A 12,702-nucleotide genomic window follows, 5' to 3' on the forward strand; every position below is an offset into this window, starting at 1 on the left:
ATGAAATACCAACCGCCTTATACCATCACCTCAAAAATCATTCATCTGATTGCTCAGATCAGTGAGAATATAGGGCGTTTGACTGTTTTAGAGGAAATTCAGGACAGCTTAAAACTCAGAAAAGCCAATCGTATCCGTACTATTCAAGGTTCACTTGCGATAGAAGGGAATACGTTAAGTACAGAACAAATCACGGCGATTCTAAATGGTAAGACTGTGATTGCACCTCCGAAAGAAGTTCAGGAAGTGCGCAATGCCATTAAAGCCTATGAAGCATTTCAACAATGGCAGCCAAGCCAAGAAGTAGACTTATTACAAGCACATCAAATTTTAATGACAGGCTTGATTGATGAAATCGGTCAATATCGTCATGGTGGTGTGGGCGTAATGTCAGGTGATCGAGTGGTACATATGGCTCCACCTGCCAATCAAGTTCCACGTTTAATGGCTGATTTACTAGAATGGTTAAATGATAGAGAAATACATCCACTAATCCAAAGTTCAGTATTTCATTATGAGTTTGAATTTATCCATCCATTTGCAGATGGTAATGGCCGAATGGGTAGACTATGGCAAACATTGATCCTGAGTGGGTGGAATTCAATCTTTGCCAATATCCCAGTTGAAAGTCTGATCTATCAAAATCAAAAAGCTTATTACGAAGCATTGCAAGCAAGTACAGATCGTACTGATTCAGCACCATTTATTGAATTCATTTTGCAGATGATTTTAGATGCAATCCTTGACTCTACACAAAGCGATCAAGACACCGCTCAAGCTAGCGATCATGTTACCGCTCAAGCTGGCATACATGTCCATAAAGAACTCAGTGATCAAGTACAGCGTTTAATTTCAGCATTAGGGCAAGATGATTATACCTTGGCTGAGTTGATGCAATTTGTGGGTTTAACGCATCGAGCAACGTTCCAAAAGAATTACTTGAATCCAGCAATAGAAGCAAATTTGATTGAACGTACCATTCCTGATAAACCGAAAAGTCCGAAGCAAAAATATAGATTAAAAAGATAACAATACTTTCAATTATGGATAAATCCCCTATGGGTGCTTGCATATGAATTTGGATGACTCAGATGAATTTGGGACCTTCATCTTTAGAACCCCTGGCTTTAATAGTATTCGAACCTTGGCTACACGATTGAGTTACTACAGTGCAGCTTCAGGAGGCTTACTGTCGTGCCTACCATTGCAACTCACTTTAAGAGACAAAAGCACCACACAAAGCTATCGCCAACCTGTGTATTACGTGGATCTAACTTTACGGGAGGGTATTGGCCTGAATGATACCAGTACTCAGGCCAAGCAAATTGATGAAAAGAGCAAGAAGGCTATATTTTTTTGATTTCTACAATATCACTTGATTCAATGAGCGATTGGATATTACCAAATAAACTTTGAATATAATCAGACGCTATATGGATATCTAAATCCTCCCTGCTACGCCATTCTTCTAAGAAGAAATATCTACTCGAGTCATTTTCGCTAATATAAAGCTCATATTTCAAGCATCCTTCTTCTTGAAGCGTAGGCTCTATTACACTTTGTAAAAGCGCTTCTAACCTCTCTTTTTGATCTGATTTTGCCTTAAAGTTCGCAATTACTGAAATAGTCATTATTTCACCTTTAATTTGTTTTAGAAGTTTTCTAGTACAATTTTGCCTTTTGACTTGCCTGATTCAAGTAACTTATGCGCCTTCTCCAAGTGTGAAGCGTTAATTTTGCCTAGATTTTGGTTGAGGGTACTTCTAATTTTTTGCTGGTCAACTAATTGGGCAACCTGTTGCAACAGATCACCTTGCTTTTCAATATCATCGGTTTCATACATTGAACGAGTGAACATCAACTCCCAATGGATAGAAATAGATTTAGTCTTAAACGGCATAATATCAAATGTTTGTGGATCATCGATCAATCCAAGCTTGCCTTGTGGTGCAATCAGAGAAACTATTTGCTTGATATATGTTTCTGTATGATTTGTAGAGAATACGTATTTTGGTTTTGCAATGCCTAGTGTCTCAATTTGTGCATTTAAATCTTTGCTATGATCAATGACATGGTCGGCACCAAGTGATTCCACCCAAGATTTCGTTTCTTCACGCGAAGCAGTTGCTATAACCGTCAGATTTGTTTTTGCTTTTAGGAGTTGGATAGCGATTGATCCTACACCGCCTGCACCACCAATAATTAAAATACTGCCAACTTCTGTTTCTGAAATTTGAAACCGATCAAAAAGCATTTCCCATGCCGTTATTGCAGTTAATGGCAATGCTGCTGCTTCTGCATTAGATACTGTAATTGGTTTAAGACTGATAATTCGTTCATCGACTGCTTGAAACTCAGCATTACTACCATCTCGGGTTAAATCGCCAGCATACCAAACAGAATCTCCTACTTTAAACGAGGTAACTTTTGAGCCAACTTCGATAATTTCCCCAACGGCATCCCAACCTAAAATACGATTATTTGCTTCAGACGAATTTTTTCTCACTTTGGTATCAACTGGATTCACAGAGATTGCCTGAACTTTTACCAGTACATCACGCTCCTTAAGCGTAGGCTTTGCTTTTTCAATATCTACCAATGAATTTTTAAAATCATCATGGTTATTTATAACATACGATACGGCTTTCATAGATTTGTCCTTAAATTTAAAAAATATAGTAAAAATAGGAGCGAAGTGCTCCCATTTTATGTTATTCAATAATTAAAACTCTTGGCTCGTTGGGCGCAAAACAATTTCATTAATATCTACATCCGCAGGCTGTTCAATTGCATAAGCAATTGCTCGAGCGACTGAGTCAGCTGGTATGGCTTGTTTGTAGAAATCAGTAACAAACTCTGAGCTTTCTTTATGAGAAGAACCAAATTTTAGTTCTGACTCAACTGCACCAGGCTCAATAGTAGTCGTTCTAATGGTTCCCCCAACTTCATGACGAAGTCCTTCTGAGATGGCTCTTACAGCAAACTTAGTACCGCTATAAACAGTACCTCCTGGACTAAATACTTTTATCCCTGCAACAGATGCGAGATTAATAAAGTGTCCAAAGTTTTGTTTTTGGAAAACAGGTAGGGTAGCTGCTATACCATAAAGAACACCTTTAATATTAATGTCGATCATACGATCCCATTCATCAACTTTTAGCTCACTTAATGGTGCAATAGACATTAATCCAGCATTGTTTACCAATACATCGATTTGACCAAATGCGCTTAATGCCTTTTCAATAAGTGCTTGTACTTCATGTGGTTTGGTTATATCCATACCAATAAATTCAGCTTGACCACCTTCAGCACGAATGTCGTGAACAATAGCCTCTAATTTTTCATTACGTCTAGCACCAAGTACAACCTTTGCACCTTTTTTAGCAAGTAAGCGAGCAGTAGCTTCACCTAAACCACTACTTGCACCTGTGATAACAATAACTTTATTTTCTATATTATTCATACAAGTAACCTTCAACCTATCTGTCAATCATATTTGCTGGATTAAGTATTACAGCCTTGTTAGGTATAATAAATGAATAATATTATCTTTCAGAATTCCTATTTACGGAATAATTACCAGAACACAGGATTGGACATGCAGAACAAATTGGAAATGATACGTATCTTTTGTGTCGCAGCAGAGTCTCGAAATTTTAAAGAGGCAGCAACTCAGCTGGGTATTTCCCCACAGGTAGTGACACGGGCAATAAAAGAGCTAGAAGAGCAGCGCGGAGAGATTCTGTTCTACAGGAGTACTCGACAAATTAAAATTACCGCTGATGGTGAGCGTTTGGCAAAGCAAGCACGTTTTGCGGTGGGATCCATTGATGCTTTGCTTGTAAAAGACACCAAGGAAAAACGAGATGAAATGCGTGGGACTGTCCGTCTTACTGTGTCGTCTGTGTTAGGGCGTAAATTGGTAGTACCTGCACTAGCAGAATTTGCCACACGTTATCCAGATATTGTCGTGGATTGTGTGCTAACAGATTCACACTCGGATGTGATCGATGAGCGGATAGATATCGGGATCAGATTTGGATTTTTGCCGGACAATCGATATGTAGCAAGGGAATTGGCGAAAGTGAACTTTTATTCTGTGGGTACGCCAGAGTTAATTGATAAGGTTGGAATGCCTAAAAAAATTATTGACCTTGATAAATACCCTCTAACAGCACTAGTCGATCATAAAACAGGGCGTTACTGGCCATGGACATTCACCGAAAGTCGAAACTTTACGCCATCAAATCCCCGTTTTATTACAGATGATCTAGAAGCTGAATTTCAAGCGATTCTCGCTGGAGTCGGATTCGGACACATGCCTGGATTTCTAGTTTTGCCGTGGCTTAGGAGTGGTAAGCTCATTCAGATACTTCATGAGGAAACCTCTCCCGTTTGGCGCCTGTATTTATATCGTCCACAGCGGGGCCCGACACCTTTGCGAATCAGAGCATTGTTTGATTACTTAACGGAAGTGCTGGGCCATATAGAAACCTGAATCAGATGGAACTAACCTTTTTTCTAGAAAGTAGAAATCAGATAAGACCATCATGTATTTAGAGTAACAACAATTTTTCCTATTTGCTGATTTGATTCAAGATAGCGCTGAGCATCATGCATGTCCTCAAAGTCAAAGCAACAGTCGATCACTGGACGAAGATATCCTGCACCTATACTGCTAAGAATAAATCGTCTGGCTTGCTCCCTTAGAACAGGGTCATGGAGAACCTCAAGGAACAAAAAACCTCGCATGGTTAAGCTCTTGCGTAATGCAACTTTAAGGGGAAATGGTGTGATCTCCGGGCTAAGTGCACCATGCATAACCATAGTTCCTCCTATAGACATCGCTTTTGCAATCTGTTCAATATGTGGCCCTCCTACAGCATCGAAGGCGACATCAAGATATTCTCCACCCAAACGTGAAACAAGCGCCTCATACAAATCTGGTTCATCTTCACTGGCTATAACATTTTTAACACCGAGATCCAGTAAACGTTGCTTTTTCTCTATCGTTTGTGTACTTGCAATGACCTTAGCACCCGCTGCTTCAGCTATCTGTATCGCAGCTAGTCCTACACTACTTGAAGCTGCTGTGATCAAGATCGTTTTTCCTTTCGAAACTCCACCAGCATGGATTACACCACCCCAAGCCGTCAAATACTGCATCCAGATTGAAGAAGCTTCTTCCCAACTTAAACTATCGGGTTTGTGAACTAAAAAAGTTTCTGGAATCAGAAGCTTGTCCGCATATGTCCCATATTTGGCTAGATTGTCAGTCGGAAGAATCGATACTGCATCTCCTGGAGAAAATTGGCGTACACCTTCACCTATCGCCAGAACTATGCCTGCTCCCTCATATCCCAGACGAGAAGGGAATACTGCCTTTTGAATATAAGTACCACGCCGAAACATTACATCAGCCCGGTTGAGTCCGATCGTTTTCATCTGGATTAGAACTTCTCCTGCGGCTGGTAAAGCCACAGGAAGTGTTTCTAATGTCAGAACATCTGGATCTCCAATAGAATTGAAGCGCCAAGTCTTGGCCTGAAGTGCATTAAATGACATCAATCACGACCTTAATATTGGCAGAGCGATCTTGAACAGCATCATGAGCCTCAATCGCTTGGTCTAGAGTAAAATGACGAGGATCAACAATAGGACGCAGTTTACCTTCCTCAACGAGACGAGTCGCGATCTTAAGGATATCACCATGATGAGCACGGCGATTGCCTGTTAACATCGGCATTAGGACGAATACGCCAGACACTGTGGCACAACGTAGAGATGAACTCGCTAAATTATGATTACCAAATGCAGCACAGCTGGTAATGTGGCCATAGTGAGTTGTCATGGAAAGTGAAGCTTCGAGTACTGGACCACCCACAGTGTCGTAAACAATGTTAAAACCTTGACCCTCAGGGCTTGCAGCAATAATGTCATCGGAAGATGCTGTTGTGTAATCGAGAGGTGTTGCACCGAGTTCTGAAATCAGTGATTGATCAGCTGTACGACCAGTCGCCCAAACATTTGCATCAAGTGCTTTTGCAAGCTGAACCACCATATAACCAACGCCACCAGCACCACCCTGAACCAGTACAGTTTGCCCTGGTTGGACCTTCGCATTATCCACTAAACCTTCCCAAGCGGTGAGGAACGTCAATGGTAGTACTGCTGCCTCGCGCATAGAGATATTGCGTGGCTTTAATGCGATCAGATCAGCATCTGCTACAACATATTCTGCTAAAGATCCTTGAAGACCACGAACGCCACCTATCAGACCGTAAACTTCATCTCCGACGTTGAAGTGGGTGACACCTTCACCAACAGCAGTTACAACCCCAGCCATATCTGTTCCTAACACGGCAGGAAGTTCTGGCATAGCATATGGTGCTTCACCAAGACGAATTTTATAATCAATAGGGTTTACACCACTAGCATGAATACGTACTAGAACTTGCCCAGCCTCTGGTTGAGGTATAGGGAGTTCTACACGTGTAAATTCATGATCGCCAAAATTTTCTAGGATAAGAGCATTCATCATCTTATTCATAGTTGTTCCTTATTCTTAACTGGGGGATGATATGCACAGTACCAAAGTAAATTAATCCAATAAATGATATTTATAGGATTTAATAATTCCTAAATAATGAATAATAAATATCATCCGCTCACTAAAAATATTCTAGTACAGTCTGTAAAGGCAGTTTAATCTAAACTGTCGGTAGTATTTTCAAGGCTTGAAACGTTTAAAATATCTACAAAGTGGCTAAAATTTGAAACATAATTCTAAAAGGTCACAGCATTACAAAGAACATGAGCCAAAATAAAAAATGGGAGCTAAAAGTCCCATTTTTTTGTGACTTTCGCATAAGCTCTATGATGTTAATTTAAAAAAAACTAAAAACAGGGATAGAAAATTTTCGCTAAAGAGCTTTTTGATTTTCGATTTATAAAAAATATTGCTTTTTTTATACTATGGGGTACTATAGTATAAAAGCTAGCAAATAAGGAGGTCTGATGCCTAATCAGGTTGAAGACAAAAAAAAGATTCTTCTACGCGTCAGAAAGATCAAAGGTCAGACGCAAGCGATTGAAAAAGCGTTAGAAGACAATGTGGAATGTGGTGCAATTCTGCAACAAATATGCTCTGTGCGTGGTGCTATTAATGGTTTAATGAATGAGATGTTAGAGGTTCATTTAAAGGACACTTTAGTATCAGGTGAAACCACAGAACAACAACGAAAAGAAGAATTGGCTGAAATCGCTAAGATTCTAAAATCATATTTAAAATAGATCTGTATAAGGAATTATTCCATGAAGTCACGTGCTGCCGTTGCGTTTGGTCCTGGTCAACCTCTTCAAATTGTTGAAGTTGATGTTGCACCACCGAAGAAAGGTGAAGTATTAATCAAGATCTCCCATACCGGTGTGTGTCATACCGACGCATTTACTTTATCTGGCGATGATCCTGAAGGTGTTTTTCCGGCTATTCTCGGTCATGAGGGTGCTGGTGTTGTCGTTGAGGTTGGTGAAGGCGTAACTAGCGTCAAACCAGGTGATCATGTCATTCCACTTTACACCGCTGAATGTGGCGAGTGCGTATTCTGTAAATCTGGAAAATCGAACTTGTGTATTTCCGTTCGCGAAACTCAAGGTAGAGGCGTAATGCCAGATGGTACCACTCGTTTTTCCTACAATGGTCAACCGATTTACCACTATATGGGCTGCTCAACGTTCAGTGAATACACGGTAGTGGCAGAAGTATCATTGGCTAAAATCAATCCTGAAGCCAATCACGAACATGTCTGCTTACTGGGTTGTGGTGTAACAACAGGTATCGGTGCAGTACACAACACGGCTAAAGTACAAGAAGGTGATAGTGTTGCGGTCTTTGGTTTAGGTGGTATTGGTTTGGCAGTCGTACAAGCCGCACGTCAAGCTAAAGCAGGACGTATTATTGTGGTTGACATGAATCCAGATAAATTTGCGCTGGCAAAAGAGTTTGGTGCAACGGACTTCTTGAACCCTAAAGATTACGACAAACCAATCCAGCAAGTCATTGTCGAAATGACTGGCTGGGGTGTAGATCATTCATTTGAGTGTATTGGTAACGTGAATGTGATGCGTGCAGCCCTTGAAAGTGCACACCGTGGCTGGGGACAATCCGTAATTATTGGTGTAGCTGGCGCAGGTCAGGAAATCTCTACCCGTCCATTCCAACTGGTTACTGGTCGTAAATGGCTAGGTTCTGCCTTTGGTGGCGTAAAAGGTCGTACGCAACTTCCAGGAATGGTTGAAGATGCCATGAAAGGTAAAATTCAATTAGAACCATTTGTGACACATACGATGGGCTTGGATCAGATCAATGAAGCCTTTGATCTAATGCATGAAGGTAAGTCAATTCGTACTGTAATTCATTACGAATAATTGCGTCAGACCTTATAGTTTTCCATGCATGTGCATCATGAATGACATGCATGGAATCCTCTAAAACGGCACATTATCTGTAAAACCGATCTATCTGTGTAGGCATCGTGTATAGGTTCAATAAACCTGCCTACATTTTAAATCTTTATCACTATTCTCTGTGGAGAATGTGAGACTCTTTGTTTACTCGATTTCTCATGAAGTCTTGCTCAACATAGGTAATTGATTATGGAAATAATTGAGAAACATGCTTCTTTTGGTGGATCGCAAGAAGTGTATCGCCATCAGTCAACAGCATTAAACTGTTCAATGAAATTCTCAATATATCTGCCACCTCATGACAAAGATGAGCGGTTGCCAGTTTTATATTGGTTATCAGGGCTGACTTGCAACGAACAGAACTTTATTACTAAAGCCGGAGCACAAAAGTATGCGGCTGAACATAAAGTCATTATTGTTGCACCAGATACCAGCCCACGTGGAGAGGATGTACCAGATCATGCAGATTATGATTTAGGCCAAGGCGCAGGATTCTATGTGAATGCAACACAAGCACCCTGGTCACAGCATTTCAAAATGTATGATTATATTGTGGAAGAACTCAGAAATCTGATTGACCTGAATTTTCCGACCAATCAAGTCCAAAGCATTATGGGTCATAGCATGGGTGGTCATGGTGCATTAGTAATTGGGTTAAAAAACCCTGAGCTGTATAAAAGTATTTCTGCTTTTGCACCAATTGTTGCACCTAGCCAAGTACCTTGGGGGAAAAAGGCTTTTACACACTACCTAGGTGAAACCGAAACTTTATGGAAAAGCTATGATGCGATTGAATTAATCAAAAACGCTGAAGTTCATTTACCTATTTTAGTCGACCAGGGAACAGCTGATGATTTTCTTGAAGAACAGTTAAGACCTAATCTTCTTAGTAATATTTGTTTGGAACAAGAATATCCTCTTACACTTAACCTAAGAGAAGGGTATGACCATAGCTATTACTTCATTGCGAGCTTTATAGAGAAACATATAGAGTTTCACAGCAAATTCCTAGCTAAATAACTTTCATAGATATGAGGATGTACATGTTGTTCTTGAATGCTTCTTGAGCAATATTTTTTGATTCAAATGTTAATGATATTAACTTGAATAAATTCATAGCATTATGTCGAAATAAACACCCAGATTTTGGCTCAGCTATGGAAAATTGTTTTTAACTTTTGTACAACAAAACTTTCTGACATGCATACATTAGCAATGTCAGAATGAGTTTTAATTTTAATCAATAGTGGAGTTTAGTCATGCTTAAAACAGCTTTATATGTCCGTCTTGAAGCTAAACCGGGTAAAGAAGACGAAGTGGAAGCTTTCCTTAAAGCCGGTTTACCTATTGTAATGGAAGAACCTGCGACAGTTGCGTGGTTTGGCCTACGTCTTGGACCTACAACATTTGGTATTTTTGATGCATTTCCTGATGAGGCGGGTCGCCAAGCACATTTATCTGGCAAGGTTGCAGCTGCGTTGATGGCTCAGGCCGAAGAGCTATTTTCAGAGCCACCGTCTATTGAAAAAGTAGATGTTTTGGCAAGTAAACTACCAGCTTAAACCGACGCTTAAATGTATAAATGTGCTGCCTGAAATTTTGAATGAAAGGCAGCACTTCAACCCTGTGAGGTTTGTCAGAGGCTTTTTATTCAAGTTGGGCTACTTTATTTAATGGCTTAATCTCATCATTTACATGGGTCAATATCCAAAACAGGGTAAATAAACGAATGCACCGATATACATGCTTTATATTGAACCAATATATCTAATTTACTGTCGCATTTGTACATCTCTTAAACCATGCCAATCTGCTTTTAAAATATTTAATTATTGCTATTTTGTATGAGCCATTCACTGCTTTAGCGAATGCGTTCACGACCATATCAGTAGTCATACGTGATGATACCTTCCATCCAACTATCGCTCGTGAAAATACATCAATAATAAAAGTGATATAGAACAAGCCTGAATTTGTTTAACCATCACACAAGTCGGCAAGCTGAGATATTTTTTATAAAAATAGACGACTGGTCTATTTTTATGTATAGTTAGCACATGGTGCAGTCAAAAGCCGCAATGTTGTCCAATTTTTTAAAGTTTATTTGATGAATAACGGTGGTTTTTCAAATCAATTAGCTGATCATCCTAGGATAAAAATATGCTGAATTTTAACTTTTATAATCCGACCCGCATTATTTTTGGTGGCGATACAATAGCTAAAATCAATGACTATGTGCCTACAGAAGCAAAAGTATTAATGTTGTTTGGTGGTGAAAGTGCACGTAAGAATGGTACTTTAGCTGAAGTGCGTGAAGCATTAGGTGCAAGAGAAATTCATGAATTTGGCGGAATTGAGCCGAATCCGAGTTATGAAACCCTCATGAAAGCTGTAGAGCTGATTCGAGAACAAAATATTGATTTCTTGATGGCTGTCGGTGGTGGATCGGTAATTGATGGTACTAAATTTATTGCAGCAGCAGTCAATTATACAGGGGATACATGGGAGATTTTAGAAACCCATGGTACTAAAATTACTCAAGCTTTGCCCTTTGCGAGTGTACTCACCCTTCCAGCAACTGGTTCAGAAATGAATAGCGGTGGGGTAGTCACCAGAAAATCGACCCAAGCCAAATTGTCATTTAGCAGCCCCTATGTTTTTCCGCAATTTTCCGTACTCGATCCGAATAAAACTTTTAGTTTGCCGACGCGCCAGTTAGCAAATGGCGTGGTTGATGCATTTATTCATGTCATGGAACAGTACTTAACTTACCCTGTCAATGCACAAGTACAAGATCGTTTTGCCGAAGGTCTATTGCAAACTCTGATTGAGATTGGGCCGAAAATCTTGGAAGATTCAGCAGATTATGACACGCGTGCGAATTTGATGTGGGCTGCTAGCATGGCACTGAATGGGCTAATTGGAGCTGGTGTACCACAAGATTGGTCAACCCATTTGATTGGGCATGAGCTCACGGCTTTACATGGTATTGATCATGCTCGTACCTTGGCCATTGTGTTGCCGGCCAATCTACAAGTGCGTCGTCAAGAGAAGCGAGAAAAATTACTACAGTATGCAGCTCGAGTCTGGCAGATTGTCGAAGGTGATGAAGAACAACGTATTGATACTGCTATTGCTCGTACTCGAGCCTTCTTTGAGCAACTTGGATTGCCGACTCGTCTTAGCGATTATGGACTGGGGGAGACGGATATTGAGATCATCATTACGCAACTTAAATCACACAATCTTACACAGCTAGGCGAACATAAAACTGTTTCATTAGAGATCAGTCGCCAAATTCTCGAGACGAGTATCTAAATAAGCGTATCTGTCATGGTCACGCTACACGACAAGTGATCATGCAACAATGCTCCTCAATCCTGAAAAATATCGGAGAAATAACATGAAAATTTTAATCGTTTTAACCTCACATGATCAACTTGGCAATACGGGTAAGAAAACAGGTTTCTGGCTAGAAGAACTTGCTGCACCGTATTACACCTTTATTGACTCTGGTGCTGAAGTTACGCTGGCGTCGCCTCAAGGTGGGCAGCCACCACTAGATCCTAAAAGTAATTTGGCAGAAGCACAAACTGAAACCACTCATCGTTTTGAAGCAGATCCAACTGCAATGCAAGCATTGGCACAGACGCATAAACTTAGCGAAATCTCTGTAGCTGATTATGATGCAGTGTTTTATCCAGGCGGGCATGGCCCATTGTGGGATTTAGCAGAAGATCCGATTTCAATTTCTGTGATTGAACAGGCGATTCAGTCTGGCAAACCTGTTGCAGCAGTGTGTCATGCCCCGGGTGTTCTTCGTCATGTGAAAGCGAGTAATGGAGCGCCTTTAGTGAGCGGTAAATTAGTGACTGGTTTCACCAATACTGAGGAGGCCGCTGTAGGTTTGACTGAAATTGTACCATTTTTAGTTGAAGACATGCTTAAAGAAAACGGTGGTCATTATTCTAAAGTAGATGATTGGCAAGTATATGTTCAAGTTGATGGCTTGCTGGTTACTGGACAAAATCCAGCATCTTCTGCTGCAACTGCCTCAGCATTACTTCAATTGTTGAAATAAAGAGTAGCTGGTGTCTGTTGTGGTGCTTAGCAGTGAATAAACTTCTGACGCTGAGCAACTGACGCAATAAGCAAAATAACCCTCCCTTAATGGTGAAGGGCCTGAGTGAATAGCTTTCCTTCCTTTAATTTTCTATATACAGGAAGGAAGGGTAT

At 40.4% G+C, this 12,702-nt stretch carries 13 protein-coding genes and 1 pseudogene; 9 read left to right on the forward strand and 5 right to left on the reverse strand.

The features are described from left to right. Complete coding sequence (locus F885_RS19875) at window positions 1-1,029, forward strand: Fic family protein (protein ID WP_005312115.1); 1,029 nt, start codon at window positions 1-3, stop codon at window positions 1,027-1,029. 25 nt (window positions 1,030-1,054) lie between these two features. Continuing rightward, window positions 1,055-1,357 (forward strand): annotated as a pseudogene (locus tag F885_RS19870) (recombination directionality factor); the annotation flags it as partial. Here F885_RS19870 and F885_RS19865 read toward each other — a convergent pair. From F885_RS19865 to F885_RS19855, 3 genes are all read right to left on the reverse strand, one after another. Continuing rightward, window positions 1,347-1,631 (reverse strand): putative quinol monooxygenase, encoded by a 285-nt coding sequence (locus tag F885_RS19865; RefSeq protein WP_005206902.1) that lies wholly within the window; start codon window positions 1,629-1,631, stop codon window positions 1,347-1,349. The pseudogene F885_RS19870 and the gene F885_RS19865 sit on opposite strands and share 11 nt — an antisense overlap. Before the next feature lie 20 nt (window positions 1,632-1,651). Beyond that, entirely contained in the window at window positions 1,652-2,650 is a 999-nt protein-coding gene (locus F885_RS19860; protein WP_005206904.1) for a zinc-binding alcohol dehydrogenase family protein, read from the reverse strand. Window positions 2,651-2,722: 72 nt separating this feature from the next. Continuing rightward, window positions 2,723-3,463: an SDR family oxidoreductase gene (locus F885_RS19855; protein ID WP_005228682.1), complete on the reverse strand. Its 741-nt coding sequence runs from the start codon at window positions 3,461-3,463 to the stop codon at window positions 2,723-2,725. Between the two features lie 135 nt (window positions 3,464-3,598). Between F885_RS19855 and F885_RS19850 the strand changes: the two genes are divergently transcribed. Continuing rightward, on the forward strand, window positions 3,599-4,498 hold the full coding sequence (locus F885_RS19850) for a LysR family transcriptional regulator (protein WP_005206908.1): 900 nt from the start codon (window positions 3,599-3,601) through the stop codon (window positions 4,496-4,498). 50 nt (window positions 4,499-4,548) lie between these two features. Here F885_RS19850 and F885_RS19845 read toward each other — a convergent pair whose 3' ends face one another. After that, window positions 4,549-5,565, reverse strand: a complete 1,017-nt coding sequence (locus F885_RS19845; RefSeq protein ID WP_005312118.1) for a zinc-dependent alcohol dehydrogenase family protein — start codon at window positions 5,563-5,565, stop codon at window positions 4,549-4,551. Then, window positions 5,555-6,550, reverse strand: a complete 996-nt coding sequence (locus F885_RS19840; RefSeq protein ID WP_005206914.1) for a zinc-dependent alcohol dehydrogenase family protein — start codon at window positions 6,548-6,550, stop codon at window positions 5,555-5,557. Before F885_RS19840 ends, F885_RS19845 begins: the two co-directional genes overlap by 11 nt. Window positions 6,551-7,017: 467 nt before the next feature. Here F885_RS19840 and F885_RS19835 point away from each other — a divergent pair, with 467 nt between their 5' ends. The 6 genes from F885_RS19835 to F885_RS19810 all read left to right on the forward strand — a co-directional run bounded on the left by F885_RS19835 (window position 7,018) and on the right by F885_RS19810 (window position 12,547). Beyond that, window positions 7,018-7,293, forward strand: a complete 276-nt coding sequence (locus F885_RS19835) for a metal/formaldehyde-sensitive transcriptional repressor (protein ID WP_001133624.1) — start codon at window positions 7,018-7,020, stop codon at window positions 7,291-7,293. 21 nt (window positions 7,294-7,314) lie between these two features. Beyond that, window positions 7,315-8,427 carry an S-(hydroxymethyl)glutathione dehydrogenase/class III alcohol dehydrogenase gene (locus tag F885_RS19830; protein WP_000842149.1) on the forward strand — a complete coding sequence of 371 codons (1,113 nt, stop codon included), beginning with the start codon at window positions 7,315-7,317 and terminating at the stop codon, window positions 8,425-8,427. Between the two features lie 228 nt (window positions 8,428-8,655). Further along, on the forward strand, window positions 8,656-9,486 hold the full coding sequence (fghA, locus tag F885_RS19825; RefSeq protein ID WP_005312120.1) for an S-formylglutathione hydrolase: 831 nt from the start codon (window positions 8,656-8,658) through the stop codon (window positions 9,484-9,486). A gap of 239 nt (window positions 9,487-9,725) precedes the next feature. Continuing rightward, window positions 9,726-10,028 (forward strand): putative quinol monooxygenase, encoded by a 303-nt coding sequence (locus F885_RS19820; protein ID WP_000920558.1) that lies wholly within the window; start codon window positions 9,726-9,728, stop codon window positions 10,026-10,028. Between the two features lie 598 nt (window positions 10,029-10,626). Beyond that, complete coding sequence (locus F885_RS19815) at window positions 10,627-11,784, forward strand: iron-containing alcohol dehydrogenase (protein WP_005206919.1); 1,158 nt, start codon at window positions 10,627-10,629, stop codon at window positions 11,782-11,784. A gap of 85 nt (window positions 11,785-11,869) precedes the next feature. Next, a complete protein-coding gene (locus F885_RS19810) occupies window positions 11,870-12,547 on the forward strand; it encodes a type 1 glutamine amidotransferase domain-containing protein (protein WP_005206921.1) in 678 nt (225 codons plus the stop codon). The last annotated feature ends 155 nt before the right edge of the window (window positions 12,548-12,702 follow it).

Source organism: Acinetobacter higginsii (genome assembly GCF_000369845.1).
GTDB lineage: Bacteria > Pseudomonadota > Gammaproteobacteria > Pseudomonadales > Moraxellaceae > Acinetobacter > Acinetobacter higginsii.

Excerpts from the sequence above, each read along its gene's own strand:
- F885_RS19875 (WP_005312115.1), top strand. The coding sequence starts at position 1 with ATGAAATACCAACCGCCTTATACCATCACCTCAAAAATCATTCATCTG.
- F885_RS19865 (WP_005206902.1), bottom strand. The coding sequence starts at position 1,631 with ATGACTATTTCAGTAATTGCGAACTTTAAGGCAAAATCAGATCAAAAA.
- F885_RS19860 (WP_005206904.1), bottom strand. The coding sequence starts at position 2,650 with ATGAAAGCCGTATCGTATGTTATAAATAACCATGATGATTTTAAAAAT.
- F885_RS19855 (WP_005228682.1), bottom strand. The coding sequence starts at position 3,463 with ATGAATAATATAGAAAATAAAGTTATTGTTATCACAGGTGCAAGTAGT.
- F885_RS19850 (WP_005206908.1), top strand. The coding sequence starts at position 3,599 with ATGCAGAACAAATTGGAAATGATACGTATCTTTTGTGTCGCAGCAGAG.
- F885_RS19845 (WP_005312118.1), bottom strand. The coding sequence starts at position 5,565 with ATGTCATTTAATGCACTTCAGGCCAAGACTTGGCGCTTCAATTCTATT.
- F885_RS19840 (WP_005206914.1), bottom strand. The coding sequence starts at position 6,550 with ATGAATAAGATGATGAATGCTCTTATCCTAGAAAATTTTGGCGATCAT.
- F885_RS19835 (WP_001133624.1), top strand. The coding sequence starts at position 7,018 with ATGCCTAATCAGGTTGAAGACAAAAAAAAGATTCTTCTACGCGTCAGA.
- F885_RS19830 (WP_000842149.1), top strand. The coding sequence starts at position 7,315 with ATGAAGTCACGTGCTGCCGTTGCGTTTGGTCCTGGTCAACCTCTTCAA.
- fghA (WP_005312120.1), top strand. The coding sequence starts at position 8,656 with ATGGAAATAATTGAGAAACATGCTTCTTTTGGTGGATCGCAAGAAGTG.
- F885_RS19820 (WP_000920558.1), top strand. The coding sequence starts at position 9,726 with ATGCTTAAAACAGCTTTATATGTCCGTCTTGAAGCTAAACCGGGTAAA.
- F885_RS19815 (WP_005206919.1), top strand. The coding sequence starts at position 10,627 with ATGCTGAATTTTAACTTTTATAATCCGACCCGCATTATTTTTGGTGGC.
- F885_RS19810 (WP_005206921.1), top strand. The coding sequence starts at position 11,870 with ATGAAAATTTTAATCGTTTTAACCTCACATGATCAACTTGGCAATACG.